At 69.4% G+C, this 21,488-nt stretch carries 16 protein-coding genes and 1 riboswitch; of the genes, 8 read left to right on the top strand and 8 right to left on the bottom strand.

Going from position 1 to position 21,488, the window contains the following annotated elements; all coding sequences use genetic code 11:
• Positions 1-161: 161 nt before the first annotated feature.
• The 4 genes from recC to arfB are packed head-to-tail and all read left to right on the top strand — an operon-like array spanning position 162 to position 9,887.
• On the top strand, positions 162-3,500 hold the full coding sequence (gene recC / locus WS49_RS00825) for an exodeoxyribonuclease V subunit gamma (protein ID WP_059523593.1): 3,339 nt from the start codon (positions 162-164) through the stop codon (positions 3,498-3,500).
• Positions 3,497-7,201, top strand: a complete 3,705-nt coding sequence (gene recB / locus WS49_RS00820; RefSeq protein ID WP_059523591.1) for an exodeoxyribonuclease V subunit beta — start codon at positions 3,497-3,499, stop codon at positions 7,199-7,201. Before recC ends, recB begins: the two co-directional genes overlap by 4 nt.
• Entirely contained in the window at positions 7,198-9,486 is a 2,289-nt protein-coding gene (locus WS49_RS00815; RefSeq protein ID WP_059523590.1) for an AAA family ATPase, read from the top strand. Before recB ends, WS49_RS00815 begins: the two co-directional genes overlap by 4 nt.
• Positions 9,483-9,887, top strand: a complete 405-nt coding sequence (arfB, locus tag WS49_RS00810; RefSeq protein ID WP_044848015.1) for an alternative ribosome rescue aminoacyl-tRNA hydrolase ArfB — start codon at positions 9,483-9,485, stop codon at positions 9,885-9,887. The genes WS49_RS00815 and arfB overlap by 4 nt, the downstream gene beginning before the upstream one ends.
• A gap of 55 nt (positions 9,888-9,942) precedes the next feature.
• Here arfB and WS49_RS00805 read toward each other — a convergent pair whose 3' ends face one another.
• The 5 genes from WS49_RS00805 to thiC all read right to left on the bottom strand — a co-directional run bounded on the left by WS49_RS00805 (position 9,943) and on the right by thiC (position 15,598).
• Positions 9,943-11,223, bottom strand: coding sequence for an EAL domain-containing protein (locus WS49_RS00805; protein WP_059523588.1), 1,281 nt, complete (start codon positions 11,221-11,223; stop codon positions 9,943-9,945).
• A gap of 439 nt (positions 11,224-11,662) precedes the next feature.
• Positions 11,663-12,589, bottom strand: a complete 927-nt coding sequence (locus WS49_RS00800; RefSeq protein ID WP_059523586.1) for a DMT family transporter — start codon at positions 12,587-12,589, stop codon at positions 11,663-11,665.
• 144 nt (positions 12,590-12,733) lie between these two features.
• Positions 12,734-12,982 (bottom strand): hypothetical protein, encoded by a 249-nt coding sequence (locus WS49_RS00795; RefSeq protein WP_059523584.1) that lies wholly within the window; start codon positions 12,980-12,982, stop codon positions 12,734-12,736.
• 209 nt (positions 12,983-13,191) lie between these two features.
• Positions 13,192-13,407: a glycine zipper 2TM domain-containing protein gene (locus WS49_RS00790; RefSeq protein ID WP_059523582.1), complete on the bottom strand. Its 216-nt coding sequence runs from the start codon at positions 13,405-13,407 to the stop codon at positions 13,192-13,194.
• A 259-nt stretch (positions 13,408-13,666) separates the two neighbouring features.
• Positions 13,667-15,598 (bottom strand): phosphomethylpyrimidine synthase ThiC, encoded by a 1,932-nt coding sequence (gene thiC / locus WS49_RS00785; protein ID WP_059523580.1) that lies wholly within the window; start codon positions 15,596-15,598, stop codon positions 13,667-13,669.
• A 124-nt stretch (positions 15,599-15,722) separates the two neighbouring features.
• Positions 15,723-15,839, bottom strand: a riboswitch (TPP riboswitch).
• Between the two features lie 269 nt (positions 15,840-16,108).
• Between thiC and WS49_RS00780 the strand changes: the two genes are divergently transcribed.
• The 3 genes from WS49_RS00780 to WS49_RS00770 all read left to right on the top strand — a co-directional run bounded on the left by WS49_RS00780 (position 16,109) and on the right by WS49_RS00770 (position 17,899).
• Positions 16,109-16,360 (top strand): pentapeptide MXKDX repeat protein, encoded by a 252-nt coding sequence (locus WS49_RS00780; RefSeq protein ID WP_059523577.1) that lies wholly within the window; start codon positions 16,109-16,111, stop codon positions 16,358-16,360.
• Between the two features lie 88 nt (positions 16,361-16,448).
• On the top strand, positions 16,449-17,081 hold the full coding sequence (locus WS49_RS00775) for a cytochrome b/b6 domain-containing protein (protein ID WP_059523575.1): 633 nt from the start codon (positions 16,449-16,451) through the stop codon (positions 17,079-17,081).
• Between the two features lie 29 nt (positions 17,082-17,110).
• Positions 17,111-17,899, top strand: a complete 789-nt coding sequence (locus WS49_RS00770; protein ID WP_059523572.1) for a molybdopterin-dependent oxidoreductase — start codon at positions 17,111-17,113, stop codon at positions 17,897-17,899.
• Between the two features lie 50 nt (positions 17,900-17,949).
• On the opposite strand, the gene WS49_RS00765 is transcribed toward WS49_RS00770, so the two are convergent.
• Both WS49_RS00765 and WS49_RS00760 read right to left on the bottom strand, forming a co-directional pair.
• Complete coding sequence (locus WS49_RS00765; protein ID WP_059523570.1) at positions 17,950-18,222, bottom strand: helix-turn-helix domain-containing protein; 273 nt, start codon at positions 18,220-18,222, stop codon at positions 17,950-17,952.
• Positions 18,219-18,572 (bottom strand): type II toxin-antitoxin system RelE/ParE family toxin, encoded by a 354-nt coding sequence (locus tag WS49_RS00760; RefSeq protein ID WP_059523568.1) that lies wholly within the window; start codon positions 18,570-18,572, stop codon positions 18,219-18,221. Before WS49_RS00760 ends, WS49_RS00765 begins: the two co-directional genes overlap by 4 nt.
• Positions 18,573-19,066: 494 nt before the next feature.
• Here WS49_RS00760 and WS49_RS00755 point away from each other — a divergent pair, with 494 nt between their 5' ends.
• Positions 19,067-20,248 carry an EamA family transporter gene (locus WS49_RS00755; protein WP_059523566.1) on the top strand — a complete coding sequence of 394 codons (1,182 nt, stop codon included), beginning with the start codon at positions 19,067-19,069 and terminating at the stop codon, positions 20,246-20,248.
• A 21-nt stretch (positions 20,249-20,269) separates the two neighbouring features.
• Here the strand turns inward: WS49_RS00755 and WS49_RS00750 are convergent, their stop codons facing one another.
• Positions 20,270-21,469 carry an MFS transporter gene (locus WS49_RS00750; RefSeq protein WP_059523839.1) on the bottom strand — a complete coding sequence of 400 codons (1,200 nt, stop codon included), beginning with the start codon at positions 21,467-21,469 and terminating at the stop codon, positions 20,270-20,272.
• Between the last annotated feature and the right edge of the window lie 19 nt (positions 21,470-21,488).

The raw sequence follows: 21,488 nt of genomic DNA, 5'->3' as shown, positions 1-21,488 counted from the left end.
GAAGACGCCCGGGGCGGCGTATTGACTGGCGACGAGTCTATCGTATTTCGTCGTCCGCAAAACCTGGCCTTTCGGACGAGGTTCGCCGCGACGGTCCTTTTGCTATCCTTGGTGCTCCCGTTCGCACGGCCTGGCCGGCGCGAGGCTCCGACACCCGCTTCATGCTCCATCTCTTCTATTCGAACCGTCACGAAACGCTGGCCGACGCGCTGCTCGACGACCTGGCCGCGTTTCCGGCCCGCAACGGCCCGTGGGCGCCGCAACAGGTCATCGTGCCGAGCGCGGCGCTGCGCCGCCGTCTGGAACTCGACATCGCCGTGCGCCACGGCGTGTGCGCGAACGTCGAGTTTACGTATCTCGCGCAATGGCTGTGGGCGCAGATCGGCCGCGTGCTGACGGTGCCCGCCCGCTCGCCGTTCGCGCCGGACCGCCTCGTGTGGCGCTGCTACCGGCTGTTCGCGCAGGGTGCGAGCGGCGCGCCGTGGCTCGCGTCGCCGCGCCTGGCTGCGTATCTGTCCGCGTCCGACGACGCGATGCGCTACGAGCTCGCACAGCGCGTCGCGGCCGTGCTCGATCATTACCTGACCTATCGGCCCGAATGGCTGGCCGCATGGCAGGCCGGCGAGTCGGTGCTCGCGAGCGACGTCGCGCCGCGCGGAATCAGCGATGCCGCACGCGACGACGAGCACTGGCAGGCGGCGCTGTGGCGCGCGCTGCTTGCGGAGCTGAGCGACAGCGGCACGCCGCCCGCGCATCGCTTCCTCGTGGAGGCGCGCAACCTCGATCCCGAAACCGTCGCGCGTGCCGACTGGCCTGAATCGGTCAGCGTGTTCGCGCTGCCGACGATGCCGCCGCTGCACGTCGCGCTGCTGCGCGAGCTGTCGCGCTGGATCGACGTGCGTGTCTATGCGCTCAATCCGTGCCGAGAATTCTGGTTCGACATCGTCACCGCCGCGCATGCCGAGGCGCTCGACGCGGCCGGCCGGCTGGACTATCAGGAAGTCGGCCATCCGCTGCTCGCGGAGTGGGGCCGGCAGACGCAGGCGCAGTTGCACATGCTGCACGAACTGACTGAAAGCGCCGCGTCGGGCGATGCGTCGCGTTTCGTCGGGAATCCCGCGCCGACCTGGCTCGCGCGCGTGCAGAACGCGATCCTCGATTTGCAACCGGAGGCGGAGCTCGGCGAAGCGCCGGCCGAGCGCGGGATCGAGGTGCACGTATGCCACAGCCTCGCGCGCCAGCTCGAGGTGCTGCATGACCGCCTGCTCGCGTGGTTCGATGCGGACGCGACGCTGCAGCCGTCCGATGTGCTCGTGGCGGTCGCCGATCTCGCGGCGGCCGGGCCACTGATCGATGCCGTGTTCGGTACCGCGGGCGCCGGCGGCGCGCGCGTGCCTTACCGGATCACCGGCCTGCCGCCGTCGCAGGCGAACCCGGTCGCGCGCGTGCTGCTCGAATGGCTCGCGTTGCCGGAACGGCAGGTCGGCGCGCCCGAGTTGGTCGAATGGCTGCGCGTCGATGCAGTGGCGGCCCGTTACGGTATCGACGCAACCGCGCTCGAGACGGTTCAGACCTGGCTCGCGGCCGCCGGCGCGCGGCGTGGGCTGTCGCCGACGGTGAGCGACGATGCGGCGGTGCCTGCGCCGCGCCATACGTTTTCCGATGCGCTCGCGCGCCTCTTCCTCGGCTATGCGATGCCCGAAGGCGCGGCACCGGTCGGCGCGTGGCTGCCGATCGAGGCGGCCACCGGCAGCGAGGCCGAACTGCTCGGCCGGCTCGCGCGCTTCACGGACGATCTCGACGGCTTCTCGCGACGGCTCGCCGACGCGCACACGCCGCGCGCATGGAGCGAACTGTTCGCCGACACGCTCGCGCGGTTCTTCGACTCCGGCGCCGCGTATGCCGATGCGCTCTCGGGCGTGCGCGACGCGCTCGACGCGATGCTGGCCGCGATGACGGAAGGCGCGCCCGACGAAGCCTTGCCCGCGGCCGTCGTACGCGCGGGGCTGGCAGCCGCGCTCGACGATCCGGCGCGCGGCGGGGTGCCGTGGGGCGGCGTCACGTTCTCGTCGCTGACGAGCCTGCGCGGGCTGCCATACCGCGTCGTGTGCCTGCTCGGCATGGACGACGGCGTGCTGCCGAGCCTCGCCCGCGCGGACGAGTTCGACCTGATGGCCGTGTTGCCGAAGCTCGGCGACCGGCAGCGTCGCGACGACGAACGCAATCTGTTCCTCGACCTGCTGCTCGCTGCGCGCGACCGGCTGCTGATTGCCTATACGGGGCGCAGCATTCGCGACAACGCGCCGTTGCCGCCCGCGGCGCTCGTCGACGAACTGCTCGACCATCTCGCGCTCGTCACGGCCGGCGAGGATGCCCCACCGGACGCGGTCGATGCCGCGCGGCGCGCGTTCATCGTCGAACATCCGCTGCAACCGTTCGCGGCCGAGTATTTCCGGCCCGGCAGCGAACTGGCGTCGTACGACGCCGAGCGCGCGACGCTGGCGTCGCTGCTGGCAGCCGAAGCCGCGCGCGACGCGACGCGCGAGCAGCCGTTCTTCGCGCAGCCGCTGCCGGCCGAGCCGGTCGAACCCGTCGCGTTCAGCGAATTCGAACGGTTCTGGCGGCATCCGGCCCGCGCGCTGCTGCGCGCGCGGCTCGGCATCGTGCTGTCCGACGCGCAGGCCGAACTGCTCGACACGGAGCCGTTCGCACTCGACTTCGCGGGCAGCGACGCGCTCGCCGAGCGCGTGCTGCCGCTCCTGATCGAATCGGACGAAGGCGGCGTGCACGATCATGCGCTGCGTATCGCGGACGCCAGCCCGGAATTGCCGGGCGGCGCGACGGGCGCGGTCTGGCGCGACCAGGCGCTCGGCTCGATGACGCAGCTTGCGTCGAACGTGCGGCGTGCGCTGGCCGACGGCATGGAACGGCGGCCGTTCACGCTCGCGATCGTGCCTGCCTGGCCCGACACCGAACAGGCGCTGTTCGGTGCCGATGACGCGATGCTGTCCGGCGATGCGGCGAGTGCACCGCTCGAGCTGCACGGCACGCTGAACCGGCTGACGCCGGCAGGCCAGATCATCTATCGCTATGCACGGCCGAGCGCGCGCGACTACCTGTCCGCGTGGCTCGCGCACCTCGTCTACTGCGCGGTGGAGCCCGACGGTCCGCGCCGCACGCTGTGGTTCGGCAGCGGCGGCGCGTTCGAACTCACGCCGGTCGCGGCACCGCTCGAGCGTCTCGCGCCGCTCGCCGCGCTGTTTCGCGCGGGGCGGCGCATGCCGCTGCGGTTCTTCCCGCGCAGCGCGTGGGCGCGCATTTCCGACGGCGAGGCGAAGGCGGCGAGCGTCTGGATCAACGAGCGCGTGGTGAGCGAAGCCGACGATCCGGCGATCGCGATCGCATGGCGCGGTGCGCATCCTTCGCTCGACGAGCCGTTCGGTACACTCGCGCGGCTCGTGTTCGAGCCGATGCTGGAACATCTGAAGGAGGTCGCATGAGCGCCGCATCCCAGCCGCAGGCGGCGCTCGAACTCGATGTGTTCGCCTGTCCGCTCGACGGCGTCAACCAGATCGAGGCGTCGGCCGGTACCGGCAAGACGTGGAATATTTGCGCGCTTTACGTGCGCCTGCTGCTGGAGAAGGATCTCGGCGCGGATGAAATCCTCGTCGTGACCTTCACGAAGGCGGCAACGGCCGAGCTGCACGAGCGGATCCGCGGGCGGCTGGCGCAGCTCGCGCATGCGCTCGATACCGGCGACGACGGCGGCGATCCGTTCGTCGCGCGCCTGCTCGAGACGACGCTCGGCGAAGCCGGCGCGCTCGACCCCGAGACCGCCGCGAAGCGGATCCGGCGTGCGCTGCGCGCATTCGACCAGGCGGCGATCCACACGATCCACGCGTTCTGCCAGCGTGCGCTGCAGGAAGCGCCGTTCGCGGCCGCGATGCCGTTCGCGTTCGAGATGCAGGCCGACGATGCGGCGCTGCGCTTCGAGCTCGCGGCGGACTTCTGGCGCACGCGCGTCGAGCCGATGGCCGCGCGCTGGCCCGGCTTCGCGACGTGGCTCGTCGATTCGGGCGCGGGCCCGGCCGCGCTCGACGCCCAGCTCGCGCGGCGGCTGAAGAAGCCGCTCGCCGCGCTACGCTGGGACGGCGTCGTCGAACCGGACGCCTCGGCGGAGGCCGCTGCCGTCGAATGCTTCGCGGAGGCCGCGCGGATGTGGGCCGACGAGCGGGAGGCGATCGACGCGCTGCTGCGTACCGCGCAGCCCGTGCTCAATCAGCGTTCGCACAAGCCCGACGCCGTCGCCGATGCGCTCGGCGCGTGGTCCGCGCATTTCGCGCAAGGCAACGCCGCCGCCGCGCTGCCGAAGGCGGCGCTCAAGCTCACGCGCACGGCGCTCGCGAAGGCGACGAAAAAGGGCGGCGCGACCCCCGAACACCCATTCTTCGACGTCGCCGACGCGCTCGAAGCGGCGGTGGCCGCCGCCGAGGCCGCGCAGCGCGCGCGCTGGCTCGCGCTGGTCGCCGACTGGCTCGACACCGCGCCGGGCGAGCTGGCCGAGCGCAAGCGTACGCGCCGCGTCGTGTCGTTCGACGATCTGCTCGCGAACCTCTATCACGCGCTGCATGCGCATCCGTGGCTCGCCGAGACGCTGCGCGCGCGCTATCCGGCCGCGCTGATCGACGAATTCCAGGATACGGACCCGCTGCAGTTCGCGATCTTCGACCGGATCTTCGCACCGGGCGGGCCGCTCTTTCTCGTCGGCGATCCGAAGCAGGCGATTTACAGCTTCCGCGCGGCGGATCTGCATACGTATCTCGCCGCGCGGGCAAGCGCGAGCGCGTGCTACACGCTCGCGGTCAACCAGCGTTCGACGCCGGCGATCGTCGATGCGTGCAACCGCTTCTTCATGTCGAACCCGCGCGCGTTCGTCCTCGACGGGCTCGACTATTACGCGGTGCGCGCCGGCACGCGCGTGCGTGCACCGTTCGTCGACGGGACCGATCCGGGCCCGGCCGGCGATTTCCGGATCTGGGCGCTGCCGGGCGGCGACGGCACGCTGCTCAAGCGCGACGCGCAGGCACAGGCCGCCCAGGCGTGCGCGGCCGAGATTGCCCGGCTGATGCGCGGCGCGCGCGAAGGACATGTGCGGCTCGGCGATACGCCGCTGTCGCCGGGCGACGTCGCGGTGCTGGTGCAGACGCACCGGCAGGGGAGCCTCGTGAAGCGCGTGCTCGCCACGTGGGGCATCGGCAGCGTCGAGCTCGCGCAGGCGTCCGTGTTTTCGACCGGCGATGCGGAGCAGCTCGAGCGCGTGCTCGCGGCGATCGATGCGCCGGGCGACCTGCGGCGCTTGCGCGCGGCGCTGGCCGCCGACTGGTTCGGCCTCGACGCCGGGGCGTTGTGGCGGATGGAGCAGGGCGACGGCGATGGGTCGCGAGTAGCGGCCGACAGTGCGGACGCGATGAGCTGGGTCGAGCGCTTCTCGCGCTATCGGTTGTTGTGGCGCGAACGCGGCTTCGCGGTGATGTGGCGCACGTTCACGCGCGAGCTGCGGATCGCCGAGCGGCTGATGGCCGGCGCGGACGGCGAACGCCGCGTGACCGACATCAACCATCTGGCCGAACTGACGCAGGCGCGCGCGTCCGCGCAGCCGGGCATCGCGCCGACGCTGCGCTGGCTCGCCGCGCAACGGCTCGACGGCGGCGGCGAGGAAGCGCAGCTGCGTCTCGAGTCCGATCGCAACCTCGTGCAGATCGTGACGGTGCACAAGTCGAAGGGCCTCGAATACGCGGTCGTGTTCTGTCCGTTCCTGAACGACGGCGGGCTGCGCGAGCCGCCCGCGTCGGCGCTGCCCGACGCGCGCGAGTATCACGACGATGCGGGCGACGCCGTGCTGCATTACGGGTGCGACGACGAAGCCGCCGAGCATGCTGCGCGCCAGGCGTTGCGCGAGCAGGCGGCGGAACGCGCGCGGCTCGTCTACGTGGCGCTCACGCGCGCGGTCTATCGGTGCTATCTCGTCGCGGGGCCTTATCTGTCGTCGCGCTCGACCCGCGAGGCGCGGCGCAGCGTGCTGAACTGGCTCGTGGCCGGGGCCGGCCAGTCGTTCGACGCGTGGCTCGACGAGCCGCCCGACGAAGCGGTGCTCGACGCTGCGTGGCAAGCGCTCGCGGGCGGGCCCGTGAGTGTTGCACCGTTGCCGGTGCCGGCGCGCCGTGAGCGGCTGGCTGCCGGCCACGATGCATCGCAGACGCTCGCCGCCCGCCATGCGACGCGCGTGCTGCGCGACGCGTGGCGGATGGCGAGCTTCAGTTCGCTGACCGCGTCGATGGCGCGCGAGGAGGCGGGCGTCGCGGTCGTGCCGGACGACGAGCTGCGGCCCGATCACGATGCACTTGCCGCCGTCGCGCCGGACGGCGCGCTTGCCGTGGACGACACCGTCGCGGTCGAGCCGCCGGACGACGACATCCTCGTGTTTCCGCGCGGCGCGGCAGCGGGCGAGTGTCTGCATCGGCTGTTCGAACTCAGTCGGTTCACCGAGCCGGATTCATGGCACCAGGCGGCGCTCGGCGCGCTGCATGACCGGCCAGTCGAGGCCGAGCCCGAACTCGCGACGCGCCTGCCCGCGATGATGGCGCGGCTCGTCGACGATGTCGTGCGCACGGAGCTCGTGCCGGGCATGCGGCTCGCGGATCTCGATCCCGCCAAGCGGCTCGACGAAATGGGTTTCCTGTTCCCGGCGCCGTCGCTCGAGCTGGGCGCGCTGCGCCGGCTGCTGGTCGCACACGGCTATCCGGACGTTGCGCTGGACGCGGGCGTGCTCGCCGGTTTCATCAAGGGTTTCATCGACATGATCGTCGAACACGACGGCCGCTTCTGGATCGTCGACTGGAAGTCGAACCATCTCGGCAATACGCCGGACGCTTACGGCCCGCGCGCGCTCGACGTCGCGATGGCCGATCATGCCTATCACCTGCAGGCGCTGCTCTATACGGTTGCGCTGCATCGCTATTTGCGCGGGCGGCTGCCCGACTATGACTACGACACGCATATCGCGGGCTATCTGTACCTGTTCGTGCGTGGCGTGCGGCCGGACTGGCGCAGTGCCGGCGAACCGGCCGGCGTGCATGCGCGGCGGCCCGCGCGCGAACTCGTCGACGCGCTTGACCGGATGATGGAAGGGGGCCGCGCATGAATGTGTCCGACGATACGCTCGAATTCACCGGCGGCCTCGTCGCGCGCCTGCCCGAGCCTGCTGATTTCGGCATTGCGCTCGCGGAAGGGTTCGCGCGACGCATCGGCGACCTGTCGCGCCGCGCGGGTGCGCCGGCCGCGGCTGCGCGCTGGGCGGCGCGTGCCGCGTTCGCGACCAGCCGGGCGACCGCGGGCGGCCACGTATGCGTGTCGCTCGGCGCGCTCGCGCAGCGCTACGAGGAACCGGTCGACGACGTGCGCGCGGCGCTTGCCGCGAGCGGCGTGGTGGCGTTCGGCACGCTCGCGCGCGGCGACGAGCGGCCGCTGATCGTCGACCGGCACGACCATCTGTATCTGTCGCGCTATTTCGACTACGAACGGCGGCTCGCCGATGCGCTCGTCGCGCAGGCCGGCGTCGCCGCACCGGGCGACGTGCTGTCGCCCGACCGGTTGCGCGAGAGTCTCGCGCGTTACTTCGGGCCCGCGACGGGCGAAGTGGACTGGCAGCGCGTCGCGGCGATCGTTGCGCTGACAGGACGCGTGACGATCGTCAGCGGCGGCCCCGGCACCGGCAAGACGACGACCGTCGTCGGCGTGCTGGCTTGTCTGCTCGACGCGCATCCGGGGTTGCGCATCGCGCTGGCGGCGCCGACCGGCAAGGCCGCGCAGCGGATGCAGGAAGCGCTGCATGCACGGGCGGGCGACCTGCCGCCGGAACTTGCCGCGCGCCTGCCCGACACGTCGTACACGCTGCATCGCCTGCTCGGCGGCGGCGGGGCGGCGGGCTTCCGCCATCACCGCGACAATCCGTTGCCGTACGACCTGATCGTGGTCGACGAGGCGTCGATGATCGACGTCGCGCTTGCCGCGCATCTGCTCGATGCGCTCGCGCCGGGTGCACGGCTCGTGCTGCTCGGCGACAAGGATCAGCTTGCCGCGGTCGAAGCCGGCGCCGTGTTCGCCGAACTGAGCGCGCGGCCGACGTTCACCGCCGCTGCGCGCACGCGCATCGCGGATGCGCTCGGGATCGACGAAGCGGCTTTCGTCGCGGCCTTGCCGGTGCCGGACGGCGAAGTGGCGGGGGCGGTTGCTGTTGCAGCTCAAGCCCCGGCCCCGGCTTCCGCGCCATTGTCGGTGAGCGCGGCGCGCAAGCCGCCGGCACGGCGCAACGTGGATACGCGCCAGGCGTCGCTGTTCGACGACGACCCGCAGGACGACGTGGTTTCCCCGACTGACGCGGTGCCACGTATCGCTCCGTCGTCACTTGTACCGACAGACCTCGATAGCGCATCCGCGGCCACCGATCCCGCGTGGATCGAGGCCGACGAACTCGCGTGGCTCGACGCCGTCGAGCTCGCGCCGTTCGATCCGGCTCACGCGGGAGGTTCGGCAACACGCGTGTCGACTGTTGCAACGCAAGCCGACGACATCGCGGCCGCGTCACCCGCACCGCTCGCAGACTGCGTCGTGTGGCTCGAACGCAATTACCGTTTCGGTCTCGATTCGCCGATCGGCCGCCTGTCGCTCGCGATCCGCCGCGGCGACGTGCAGGGCACGCTCGACGCGTTGCCGGCCGACGATGCCGCTGCCGCGTCGTTTCACGACGATGCGGGCGAGACGCTTGCGGCGTCGACGGTCGAGCGGTTCGCGCGCCGGTTCGGCGCGTACCTCGATGCGTTGCGCACCGCGTTGTCCGGGCCGGAGCCCGACCCGCTGCCGTTGTTCGATGCGCTCAACCGCTTCCGGATCCTCTGCGCGACGCGCACGGGATCGCGTGGCGCCGAGCACGTCAATGCGCTGGTGGCCACGCACGTGCGGCATGCCGCACGCGTGCCGCTCGCGGTCGGCGCACACTGGTTCACCGGGCGGCCGATCATGGTGACGCGCAACGACTATGCGCTCGGGCTGTTCAACGGCGACATCGGCATCGCGTTGCCGGACGCGCAGGGCGTGCTGCGCGTATGGTTCCGCCGCGCGGACGGCACCGCGCGCGCCGTGTCGCCCGCGGCGCTGCCGCCGCATGAAACGGCGTTCGCGCTGACCGTCCACAAGTCGCAGGGCTCCGAATTCGACGAGGCCGCGCTCGTGCTGCCGGCATCGTTCGGCCGTGTGCTCACGCGCGAACTCGTCTATACCGCGGTCACGCGTGCGCGCACGCGCGTGCAGGTGATCGGCCCGCGGCGCGTGCTGGCGCAGGCGGTCGCGACACGGACGCAACGCGATTCGGGCCTGGCGGCCCGCGTCGACGAGGCGCTCGCGCGGCGCCGCAAGGAGACGTCGCGATGATGATCCGCTACACGCTCGATCCGGCCGAAGTCGAATGGACCGCCGTGCGCGCGCAGGGCGCCGGCGGCCAGAACGTCAACAAGGTGTCGAGCGCGATTCACCTGCGTTTCGACATCCGCGCGTCGTCGCTGCCGCCCGTCATCAAGGAACGGCTTCTCGCGCTGTCCGACCAGCGCATCACGCGCGACGGCATCGTCGTGATCAAGTCGCAGGAATACCGCACCCAGGAGAAAAACCGCGAGGCAGCACTCGCGCGGCTCGATGCGTTGATCGGCAGCGTCGCGTTCACGCCGCGTGCGCGGGTCGCGACACGGCCGACACGCGCATCGAAGGAGCGGCGGCTCGAACACAAGTCGCGCCGCAGCGTGGTGAAGTCCGGAAGAGGGAAGGTGATCGACTGACGAAACGAATCGCCGGCCAGCCTGCATGGCGGGCGGCGTCGTGCCGCCGTATGCGCTACCGCATCACGGTGCCCGCGCTGTCGAGCACGAAGTCGACGCAGAACACGACGAGACGGTTTTGCGCGCGAATCGCGACGGCTGCCGTGTAGCAATCGCGGCCTTCGGTCAGCGAGAAGTGCGGGCCCATGAGCGCGACGCGCCCGGGCGCCGCGATCGCGCGCTGGAAGTACGGGCGCCGCGACCAGTTGCTGTGCGTCTCCGGGAACAGCGGCGAGAGTCGCGTGCCGCTCGTCTGGCCGTCCTCGGGACGCGCGCCGATCGACGGCAGGAACTGTTCGCCGATCTCGTCCGTGACGAACACCCGGCGTGCGGCGGGCACCACGAATACGCGCTGCGCGGCGTCCTGCAGGCTGCCACTCGCGGAAAACGCGGCCGCGCCTGCGAGCACGAGCCGCTCGATCGCGTCGAAGCCCGGCTGCTCGGCGATCGCCGGCGTATGCCGGTGGGCGATGTAGCGTTGCCACGCGGCGTCGAGCATCGCGGGCGCCGCGGCGCTCGCGTGCGCGATCGATGCATCGGGCTGGCCGAACTGGAAGCCCTGGACGAAATCGATATCGGCCTCCATCAGCATCTGCAGCGCGTCGTCGCTTTCGACGCCCTCGGCGAGCACCATCGCGCCGGCCTGATGGAGCATCGATACCAGGTGATGCATGATGCGGCGATCGTCGGCCGACGCGTTCGCGCGTTCGACGAGCGATCGATCGAGCTTGACGATATCGGGCCGTGCGCGCCACACGCGGTCGAAATTGGAGAACCCGGTGCCGAAATCGTCGATCGCGATCAGGAAGTCCCGGTGCTGGATCATGTCGATCGTGCGGGCGAGCGCGGCTTCATCGCGCGCCGGCTGCTCGACGACTTCCAGCACGATGCGGTTCGGCGGCAGCGCGAAATGACGGCACAGCGCCTCGACGAATTCGCGCTGCACGAGGCCCGAATCGAGCACGCGCGGCGTCACGTTCAGGAACAGCCAGCCGTCGCCGATGCCTTGCGCGACGAAGTTGGCCGTATGCAGGCAGCGGGCGAGCCGGTCGAGCAGCAACGCGTCGGCAGCGGCACGCGTCTTGTCGAATAGCGCGACCGGCGAAACCAGCGCGCCGTTCTCGTCCACGACGCGCAGCAGCGCTTCGTAGCCGACCACGCGCTTGTGTGTGATCGACAGCACCGGTTGAAACACGCTGCGCAGCGTCGTCTCGCGATACGTGGCGATCCAGCCGCTGGGCGTCGGCGTGAGGCGTTCGAGCAGGGAGTCGAGCGAGAGGTCGCGGGAGGGCTTCATGTCAACGGTGCCCTGGGGCGATCGGGGGGCGGTATCGTGCGCGCCACGCAGAAGCCGTCGCACGCGCAGGTGGACGCGAAAGAACGTGGTGCATCGTAACCGCCTTCTGCGGATGAGTGATCCGAGTGTAACGGGAATGGCGCGGCGCGCGTATCAGGGTAACTCCAGACGCAAACGCTACACCGACGGCTGGAAGGGGCCGTCCGCCCGGCGCGTGACACGCAAGGGCCACCGGCCGTGTATACGGCGACGGCTCCAAATATGTCGCATGCATCGCGTGCGAAGAATGCGGCAAAGCGGCAAAGCCGGGCTGTTGCGTCGCCATCAGGCGAAACTCGATATGCGCCGTCGCGCACCGGTCGACCTGCGGCGCTCGCGGATTGGCGGCCGGCGTGTCGCACGCAACCCACACCGGCGGGGTGCCGGCCCCATCTGCCGCTCAGGCCGCTTCGCCGCCGCGCGGGCGCAGCCCGGGAATCCGCTTGATCACGCCGGTGGCGAGCGCGGTGCCGACGAGCACGATCGCGCAACCTTCGATCATCACGAGCGATACGTGTTCGCTGAGGAATAGCGCGCCCCACAGCAGGCCGAACACCGGGATCACGAACGTCACGGTAATCGCGCGGGCCGGGCCGATGTGCGCGATCAGGTGGAAGAAGATGAAATACGCGATGCCCGTGCAGGCGATGCCGAGCGCGAGCACGGCGCCCCACGCAGGCGCGCTGACGGCTGCGGCGGGCCAGGTCGCGATCGCGAACGGCGCCAGCAGCACGGTCGAGCCGATCATGCTGCCGGTCGCGTTGACGAGCGGATCGACGCCGCTGAGCGTGCGCTTCGTGTAGTTGGCCGCGATGCCGTACAGCAGCGTCGCGCCGAGCGCTGCGATGGCGGCGAGTGCGGTCGCGTTGGCGCCGGTGCTGCCGTGCGCGTTCGCGATCTGATCCCACACGAGCGTGAGGACGCCGGCAAAGCCGATCACGAGGCCGAGCGCGCGCGGCAGCGACAGCTTGTCCTTCAGCCACAGATAGGCGACGAGCGCGCCCCACAGCGGCGTCGTTGCGTTGATCACCGACGTCACGCCGGCCGACAGCGTCAGTTCGGCGAACGCGAACAGGCAGAACGGGATGCCCGAGTTCAGCGCGCCAACGACGAACAACGGCCACGCGCGACGGCGCAGCTGCGCGCCGAGCTCGGCGGGCCTGAAGCGCGTCAGCGCGAATCCTGCGAGAAACAGCGCGCCGATGCCCACGCGCAGCGCCATCAGCGGCGCGACACCGAAGTCGGCGACGCCGATCCGGATGAACAGGAACGACGCGCCCCACAGTGCAGCGAGGACGGTCAGCAGAAAGGCGTTCTTGGGCGACATTGAGCGTGGCGGGCGAGGGGACGGGATGCGAGGAATCTTACACCGCGTTCCCGTGCCGTCGTTTCACGATCGGATGAAATGGCAAGAACCGGCAAGAACCGGGAAATCCGCTCGCCTCCGTCACGAACCGGCCGGCGCGATCGTTTAGTGATGGTGCCAGCCGCCGCGTCCGCCGAAGCCGAAATTGAGCGACACCGCGGGCCCCCAGTAACCGCCCCAGGCCGGGGCATAGGCGGGCGCCGGATAGTAGTACGCCGGGCCCGGATCGACATAGACGGGCGCGGGCTGCACGGGCGCCGCCGTGTAATAGCCGGACGGATAGTAGCCGTAAGGGTAGTAACAGCCGGCGAGCGTCGTGCACGCGAGCGCCGCGGCGACGAGGGTCCTGTTCATGATGTCTCTCCGGCGGAGCCGGCAATCGGCAGATGCTTAAGCTTAGGCCGCGCGGCGATGACAAGGTGCGCTAAACGGTAACGGATCATTTCCGGGCCGCTGCGGCGTGTTGCGGCGCCGCATATGAAAAACGGCGCTTCCGCAGTGCGGAAACGCCGTCAGGCCGGAACTTGCCGCGCGTCGCGCGGCAGCCGGGTAAGCCGGTCGGCTTATTTGCCGACCTGGTTGCCGATGATGCCGCCGGCTGCCGCGCCGCCCAGCGTCGACAGCGCGTTGCCGCCGATCGCCGCGCCGGCGACGCCGCCGACACCCGCACCGATCGCGGTATCGCGCTGGCGCCGCGTCATCGAATCGCAGGCCGAAAGGCTGGCCACCGTCGCGACGAGCAGCGCGCATACCCCAAAACGCCGAATCGATTGGTTCATGATCGCTGTCCTTGTGGTAGTGAACGGAGGTCGCGCGGCCGCCGGACGGCCGCGCATGAATCCAATCTACGCGTCGCCCCGTGGCGCTGCTGTAAGGACTTGTTAAGGCTCGAGCGGTTTCGTAATCAATTGTTTCGCTTGCGCCGGCAGGCACACGGCATGCGCGCGAAGGCAAAAAAAAGCCCGCTCGAAAGCGGGCTTCCTGCCGTTCGTCACGAAGCGAAGCGGTCCGCGCGGACCGCCGCGTTCGCTTGCCGACTTACTGGCGGTGATAAATCTCGGCGCCGGTCTTCACGAACTCGACCGCCTTGACCTCCATCCCCTTCTTCAGCGCCTCGGTTTCCGACACGCCTTGCTGTGCCGCGAACTCGCGCACGTCCTGCGTGATCTTCATCGAGCAGAAGTGCGGGCCGCACATCGAGCAGAAGTGCGCGACCTTCGCCGAATCCTTCGGCAGCGTCTCGTCGTGGAATTCGCGCGCCTTGTCCGGATCGAGGCCGATGTTGAACTGGTCTTCCCAGCGGAACTCGAAACGCGCCTTCGACAGCGCGTTGTCGCGCACCTGCGCGCCGGGGTGACCCTTGGCCAGGTCGGCCGCGTGCGCGGCGAGCTTGTACGTGATGATCCCTTCCTTCACGTCGTCCTTGTTCGGCAGCCCGAGGTGCTCCTTCGGCGTCACGTAGCACAGCATCGCGGTGCCGAACCAGCCGATCATCGCGGCGCCGATGCCCGACGTGATGTGGTCGTAGCCCGGTGCGATGTCGGTGGTCAGCGGCCCGAGCGTGTAGAACGGCGCTTCCTTGCACCAGTCGAGCTGGAGATCCATGTTCTCCTTGATCAACTGCATCGGCACGTGGCCGGGGCCTTCGATCATCACCTGCACGTCGTGCTTCCACGCGATTTGCGTGAGCTCGCCGAGCGTCTTCAGTTCGCCGAGCTGCGCTTCGTCGTTCGCGTCGTAGATCGAGCCGGGACGCAGGCCGTCGCCGAGCGAGAAGCTCACGTCGTACGCCTTCATGATCTCGCAGATCTCTTCGAAGTGTTCGTACAGGAAGCTTTCCTTGTGATGCGCGAGGCACCACTTCGCCATGATCGAGCCGCCGCGCGACACGATGCCCGTCATCCGGTTCGCCGTGAGCGGCACGTACTGCAGGCGCACGCCCGCGTGAATCGTGAAGTAGTCGACGCCTTGCTCGGCCTGTTCGATCAGCGTGTCGCGGAAGATTTCCCAGGTCAGGTCCTCGGCCTTGCCGTTGACCTTTTCGAGCGCCTGGTAGATCGGCACCGTGCCGATCGGCACCGGGCTGTTGCGGATGATCCACTCGCGCGTTTCATGGATGTGCTTGCCGGTCGACAGGTCCATCACCGTGTCGCCGCCCCAGCGGATCGCCCACGTCATCTTGTCGACTTCCTCGCCGATCGACGACGTGACGGCCGAGTTGCCGATGTTCGCGTTGATCTTCACGAGGAAGTTGCGGCCGATGATCATCGGCTCGGACTCCGGGTGGTTGATGTTCGCGGGGATGATCGCGCGGCCGCGCGCGACTTCCTCGCGCACGAACTCGGGGGTGATCTCGGCGAGTGCGTTCGCGCCGAAGGCCGCGGCGCCGAACGCCTGGCCCGGGTGCTGGCGGCCCATCATCGCGGCGAGTTTCGCGCCGTTCGGGCCGCTCGACTTGAGGCTCTCGATGTACTCGGCGCGGCGCTGGTTCTCGCGGATCGCGATGTATTCCATTTCCGGCGTGATGATGCCCTGGCGCGCGTAGTGCATCTGCGTGACGTTCTTGCCGGCTTGCGCGCGGCGCGGATTGCGTTGCAGGCCCGGGAAACGCAGGTCGGCGGTGGCCGGGTCGGCCGCGCGCTCGAGGCCGTACCGGCTCGACAGGCCGTCGAGCACCTCGGTGTCGCCGCGCGCTTCGATCCAGCGCTGGCGCAGTGCCGGCAGGCCGGCGCGGATGTCGATCTTCGCGTCCGGATCGGTGTAGGGGCCCGACGTGTCGTACACGTAGATCGGCGGGTTCTTTTCGCCGCCGAAGCCGGTCGGGGTGTCGGCCTGCGTGATTTCACGCATCGGCACGCGGATGTCGGGCTGCGAGCCGGTTACATAAACCTTTCGCGAATTGGGCAGCGGGGCGACGGCGGCGGCGTCGACGTGGGCGTCCGCGGACAGAAACTTCGGATTGGCGTTCATGCAATCTCCTGTGTGAGCGCCGGACAGGCGCCACGGCGCTTGCCCGGAGCCCTTGACGAATGTGGGGCTCGAGCTAAGCAGGAGACGAGGCTTGGTGAGGCGGCGGATTTCGTCAGAAGGATGGCGGCGAAATCCGTACGCTTCCCTGCGCTGGCATTATCCAGATCAGGTTCAAAGGGTATTTCTCACCCGCAATGCCGGTTGTTTGACCGAACGCATTGCAGGACCCCCGCGTTAGCAGCGCACACGATACACTGGCTTCGCGGCGGTTTCAACCGGTGGCAGACCGGTGGCCGCGGTGCAGTTGCAGCAATGCGGGCGGTGCGCCCGCCGCGCAAGCCGCGATGCATGACACCGCCGCACGGCCCTGCGGCCCGGCTGACGATGACGGCGCGGTGCAGCATTGCAGCGGTTTCGGCAGTCCCTGAAAAAAATTCTCGAAACGACTGTCATATCCCGCGACGTCCTCCGTCTATTTGGCTCCTCAAACCCATGTTTCGGAGAGATGTCATGAAAAAAGTACTGATCGCAGCCTGTGTCGCCGGTTTCGCCATGGCCGCAACGGGTGCGTATGCGCAGAACGACGCGATGTCGAAGGAAGGTGCGTCGATGTCGAAGGATGCGATGGGCCACGACGCGATGGCGAAGGACGGCGCGATGAAGAAAGACGCCATGAAGAAGCACGCGATGAAGAAGGACGCGATGTCGCACGACGCGATGGGCAAGTCGACGTCGGGCGACAAGATGGCGCCGTCGAACTGACCGCCGCGGGCGGGGCGCGGCCCGCGCGTGCGGTACACGAGGCCGCTCGCGCATCGCGCACCGCCGCTACGTTCCGGGAGTCTTCACCATGCAAACCGTTCCCGCTGCCGGGCGCACGGCTGCCACGCCGCCCGCGCGCAACATTCATCCGCTGTGGGTGCGTGTGAGCCACTGGCTCAACGCGCTCGCGGCGATCCTGATGGCACTGTCCGGCTGGCGCATCTACGATGCGTCGCCGATCTATCCGCCGTTCACGTTCGCGCACGGCATCACGCTCGGCGGCTGGCTGGGCGGCGCACTCCAATGGCATTTCGCGGCGATGTGGCTGCTGGTCGGCAACGGGCTGTTCTACCTCGCGATGTCGATCGCGACGGGCCGCCTCGCGCGCAAGATGCTGCCGGTCACGCCGGCGTCGATATGGCGCGACGTGCGCGCGGCGCTGGGCGGCCGGTTGTCGCACGACGACCTGAGCGTCTACAACGCGGTGCAGCGTGCCGCGTACCTGACCGCGATCGTCGATCTGATCGTGCTGGTGCTGTCGGGGCTCACGATCTGGAAGTCCGTGCAGTTTCCGCTGCTGCGCGAGCTGTTCGGCGGTTACGACAACGCGCGCGTCGTGCACTTCTGGGCAATGTCGCTGCTCGTCGCGTTTTTCGTCGTACACGTCGCGATGGCGCTGCTGGTGCCGCGCTCGCTGCTCGCGATGCTGCGCGGCCGCTGACCCGCACGCCGCGGGCGAAGGAACTCATCATGTCGGAATCCGGAAACAACCGCGGTCGGCCGAGCTGGACGCTCGACCGCAAGTCGCTCGAGCTCGACGTGCGCCGCGAACTCGAGATGCCGTCGCGGCGCCTCTTCAACCGGCGCGTGCTGACGCTCGGCGGCCTGACGATGCTGACCGGCTGCACGCTGCAGGACGACGCGTCGGTCAACGCGTTCCTCGAGAAGGTGTCGCGCATGAACGATCGCGTGCAGGCCTGGCTGTTCAGCGGCGAGCGGCTCGCACCGACCTATACCGAGGCCGACATCACGCGGCCGTTCCCGTTCAACGCGTATTACGGCATCGACGACGTGCCGCACGTCGACGCATCGACGTACCGGCTCGTGCTGTCGGGCCGGGTGACGGGCAAGCGCGTGTGGACGCTCGACGAGCTGTATGCGCTGCCGCACGCGGAGCAGATCACGCGGCACATCTGCGTGGAAGGGTGGAGCGCGATCGGCCGCTGGGGCGGCACGCCGTTCGGCGCGTTTCTGGCACGCGTCGGCGCCGATACGCACGCGAAATACGTCGGCTTCAAATGCGCGGACGATTACTACGAAAGCATCGACATGCCGACCGCGCTGCATCCGCAGACGTTGCTCGCATTCGATTACGACGGCCGCCGCCTGCCGCCCGAATTCGGCTTTCCGATGAAGCTGCGGATGCCGACCAAGCTCGGCTACAAGAATCCGAAGCACATCATGGAAATCTTCGTGACCGATACCTACCCGGGCGGCTACTGGGTCGATCAGGGCTACAACTGGTTCGGCGGATCGTGAGCGGCGGGGCACGGCCGCGTCCGCCGTGCTTCACGGGTGCGTCACGCCGATTAGCGCACTTGCAGATCGACGCGCAGGCCGACCGCCGCCGCCATGTTGACGAGCGCGTCGAGCCCGAACAGGTTGATCTTGCCGCGCAGCAGATCGGACACGCGCGGCTGCGTGACGCCCAGCTGTTTCGCGGCCTGGGCCTGGCTGAGTTCGAGCTGCGCGATGCGCTGCTTGAGCGCGATCATCAGCTCGGAGCGCAGCTTCATGTTCTCGGCCTCGGCCGGCTGGCCCTCGATGGCGTCCCAGACATTCGTATAGCGTTCGTTGCTCATCGTTTCCTCTCGATCGTCAATGCGCGATAGCGCCGGGCGGCCAGTTCGACGTCGGCCTTGCAGGTGCGCGCCGATTGCTTGCGGAAGCAGTGCAGCACGTAGATCGCGTCCGCGAAGGTCGCGACATAGATGATCCGGAATGCGCCGCTCACATCGCGCAGGCGGATTTCCCGCACGCCGACACCGATGGTGCGCATCGGCTTCCAGTCGTCGGGCGTCAGGCCGCGCTGCACCTGGTCGATCTGGTGGCCGGCCTCGCGGCGCGCCGCCAGCGGAAAGCCGCGAAGCGCATCCAGCGCGCTGCCGACGAAGACGACCGGCTTCGTCGGAAGGATGGTGGAATTATACAAAATTTTGTATGGATGTGTGCGGGTTGAACGGACAAAATGTCGGCGACCGGATCGGCAGGCCGACCGTCACGATAAGCGCGAAGCAACCCCCGCGACGCATGACTGGCCGTCAGGCAGATGGATCGATCGCGATGGGCGGGGAAGGGCGTCGGGCGATGTCCGCGACGCCCGTGCAGCGCGTTTCCGGCCCCGGATTCGGTTCGTCCGAATGCCGAAAAATGTCGCGCCGAAACGTCAGTCGATATCCTTTCAGACAGGTCCGATGATGCTTTCGAATCCGTGATGCCATAATGCCGAGCGTGCGCAACCGAAGCGGTCTGTGCACGTTTTGTTGACCCTCTGCCGCCGCTTGCCGGTTCTTATTCGTCGCCGTTCGCACTGCCATGTCGTTCCGCACGTTCGTCTCCGCCTTCCTGGTCCCGTCAGGGCCGTTTGCCGGCATCGCCGGCGTCTTTCAGCGGAGCACGCGACACGTCGTGCGGGCGGGCTGATCGATGACACCGCTCGACCGCCTTCTCGATTTCCTCGCCCGCCTGCCGATCCGGATCCGCCTGCCGCAAAGCCGCGGCGGCCGCGTCGCACTGGCCCTGGTATTCATCTATTTCGTCTGGGGTTCGACCTACAGCGGCCTGCATTTCGCGTTGCAGTCGTTCCCGCCGTTGCTGCTGTCGGGGCTGCGCAACCTGCTCGGCGGGATCGGCCTGTTCGTCTTCGCGCTGCGTCGCAAGCCCGAATGGCCGACGCTGCTGGAAATCCGCAACTCGGCGATCGTCGGCACGATGCTGGTCGCGCTGTCGTCCGGCACGATCGCGCTCGGGATGCGCACCGTCAGCAGCGGCTCGGCCGCGGTGATGGTCGCGACGGTGCCGCTGTTCGCGACCGTGATCGCGGCGGTGGCCGGGCGTCCGGTGACGAAGGGCGAGTGGGCGGCCGTCGCGCTCGGGATGGTCGGCATCGTCGTGCTGAATTCGGGCGGCGCGGGCGCCGCGAACTCGGCGCTCGGCACGATCTGCGTGCTCGCCGGCGCACTCTTCTGGGCGGGCGGCGCGCATCTCGCGACGCGGCTCAAGCTGCCGTCGGACCTGTTCCTGTCGACGTCGCTGCAGATCGGCCTGGGTGGGTTGATGTCGACGATCGCCGCATGGCTGATGGGCGAGCGCATCGAGCAGGTCGCGGTCGGCCCGGTGTTCGCGTTCGTGTACCTGATGGTGTTCTGCACGATGGCCGCGTACGTCGCGTACGGCTACCTGATCCGCCATACGAGCCCGATCATCGCGAGCAGCTGCATGTACGTGAACCCGATCGTCGCGGTCGCGCTCGGCGCGCTGATGCTCGGCGAGCCCGTGACGACGGCGACCGTGATCGCGACGGTCGCGATCCTCGGCAGCGTCGGGCTGTCGTTCGTGTTCGATCCCGCGCGCCGGCCCGCGGCGCGCGCGGCGGCCGACGCTTCAGCGGCCCCGGTGACCGTGGCCGCCGAACCGGCGGCGGGGGCGGCGTCCGTGCCGGATCAGGCCGCGATGCCGGACCCGGCGCCGATCCTCGCGCCTTCCGCGGTACCGCTTGCGGTGCCGGCACCGGGCGCCGTCGTGGACCCGGCCGCGGTCATGGATCCCGCGCCGGCATTCACGCTTCCGCCGGCCGGCGAACCGGCCGCGTCCCGCGCCGACGCGTGATGCCGGCGCGCGCGGCGGCGTTCAGCCGCGCCGTGCGCCGCGATGGTGGGACCAGCCGGCGAGCGCGGCAAACAGCAGGCCGGTCGCGCACATGCCGGTCCAGCCGAACGCGTGCCATGCGGCGACGCCGGCCGACGAGCCGAGCGCGCCGCCGATGAAGTAGCACACCATGTACACGGTGTTGACGCGACTTCGCGCCTCGGGCTTCAGCGCATAGATGCGCGACTGGTTCGAGATCTGCGCGGCCTGCACGCCGAGATCCAGCACGATCACGCCGATCACGAGCCCGACGAGGCTCGTCCCCGACAGCGCGAAAATCACGAACGACGCCGCGAGCAGCGCGATCGCGAGCGAGATGATCGCGCGCGGGCCGCGCTGGTCCGCGAAACGGCCCGCATATGGCGCGGCCAGCGCACCGGCTGCGCCGACGATCCCGAAGAGCCCTGCGGCCTGCGGGCCGAGGTGGAACGGCGCGCCGGCGAGCAGCAGCGTGAGCACCGGCCAGAACGCGCTGAACGCGGCGAACAGCGCGGCGCCGGTCAGCGATGCCTCGCGCAGCCCGCGCAGTTCGACCGCGAGGTGCCACATCGAGCCGAGCAGCTTGCCGTACGACAGCGTCGACGTCGGCGAGCTGCGCGGCAGCCGCAGCACGATCACCGCGGCCAGCGCGACGAGCGCCGCGACCGATGCACCGAACACCGCCCGCCAACCGAAATATTCGGCGACGAAGCCGGCCGCCGTGCGCGCCAGCAGGATGCCGAGCAGCAGGCCGCTCATCACGGTGCCGACCGCATGCCCGCGCTCGGCCGGCGGCGCGATTTCGGCCGCGAACGGCACGGCCTGCTGCGCGATCGTCGCGAGCACGCCGATCGCGAGGCTCGCGCCGGCGAGCACCGCCAGCGACGGCGCGGTCGCGGCCACGATCAGCGCGATCGACAGGCCAGCGATCTGCATCAGGATCAGCCCGCGGCGATCGAAACGGTCGCCGAGCGGCGCGAGCAGGAACATGCCGGCCGCATAGCCGAGCTGCGTCGCGGTCGGCACCGCGCCGATCCACGACGCCCCGTCGGGAAAGGCCGAGCGGAAGCTGTCGAGCAGCGGCTGGTTGTAATAGATGTTCGCGACCGACACGCCCGCGATCGTCGCGAGCAGCAACAGCAGGCTGCGCGAGTAGTGGGGCGAGGCGGCGTCGGTCGGACGGTCGGTGGAGGCGGCGGACATGGCGGCAACGGGACGGAGT

Source organism: Burkholderia sp. RF7-non_BP4 (genome assembly GCF_001521935.1).
Lineage (GTDB): Bacteria > Pseudomonadota > Gammaproteobacteria > Burkholderiales > Burkholderiaceae > Burkholderia > Burkholderia diffusa.
The sequence above is the reverse complement of the archived record's forward strand: the minus strand, read 5'-3'. Positions and strand labels throughout refer to the sequence as shown.

Coding starts and splice junctions, on each gene's coding strand:
- recC (WP_059523593.1), top strand. CDS start 162: ATGCTCCATCTCTTCTATTCGAACCGTCACGAAACGCTGGCCGACGCG.
- recB (WP_059523591.1), top strand. CDS start 3,497: ATGAGCGCCGCATCCCAGCCGCAGGCGGCGCTCGAACTCGATGTGTTC.
- WS49_RS00815 (WP_059523590.1), top strand. CDS start 7,198: ATGAATGTGTCCGACGATACGCTCGAATTCACCGGCGGCCTCGTCGCG.
- arfB (WP_044848015.1), top strand. CDS start 9,483: ATGATGATCCGCTACACGCTCGATCCGGCCGAAGTCGAATGGACCGCC.
- WS49_RS00805 (WP_059523588.1), bottom strand. CDS start 11,223: ATGAAGCCCTCCCGCGACCTCTCGCTCGACTCCCTGCTCGAACGCCTC.
- WS49_RS00800 (WP_059523586.1), bottom strand. CDS start 12,589: ATGTCGCCCAAGAACGCCTTTCTGCTGACCGTCCTCGCTGCACTGTGG.
- WS49_RS00795 (WP_059523584.1), bottom strand. CDS start 12,982: ATGAACAGGACCCTCGTCGCCGCGGCGCTCGCGTGCACGACGCTCGCC.
- WS49_RS00790 (WP_059523582.1), bottom strand. CDS start 13,407: ATGAACCAATCGATTCGGCGTTTTGGGGTATGCGCGCTGCTCGTCGCG.
- thiC (WP_059523580.1), bottom strand. CDS start 15,598: ATGAACGCCAATCCGAAGTTTCTGTCCGCGGACGCCCACGTCGACGCC.
- WS49_RS00780 (WP_059523577.1), top strand. CDS start 16,109: ATGAAAAAAGTACTGATCGCAGCCTGTGTCGCCGGTTTCGCCATGGCC.
- WS49_RS00775 (WP_059523575.1), top strand. CDS start 16,449: ATGCAAACCGTTCCCGCTGCCGGGCGCACGGCTGCCACGCCGCCCGCG.
- WS49_RS00770 (WP_059523572.1), top strand. CDS start 17,111: ATGTCGGAATCCGGAAACAACCGCGGTCGGCCGAGCTGGACGCTCGAC.
- WS49_RS00765 (WP_059523570.1), bottom strand. CDS start 18,222: ATGAGCAACGAACGCTATACGAATGTCTGGGACGCCATCGAGGGCCAG.
- WS49_RS00755 (WP_059523566.1), top strand. CDS start 19,067: ATGACACCGCTCGACCGCCTTCTCGATTTCCTCGCCCGCCTGCCGATC.
- WS49_RS00750 (WP_059523839.1), bottom strand. CDS start 21,469: ATGTCCGCCGCCTCCACCGACCGTCCGACCGACGCCGCCTCGCCCCAC.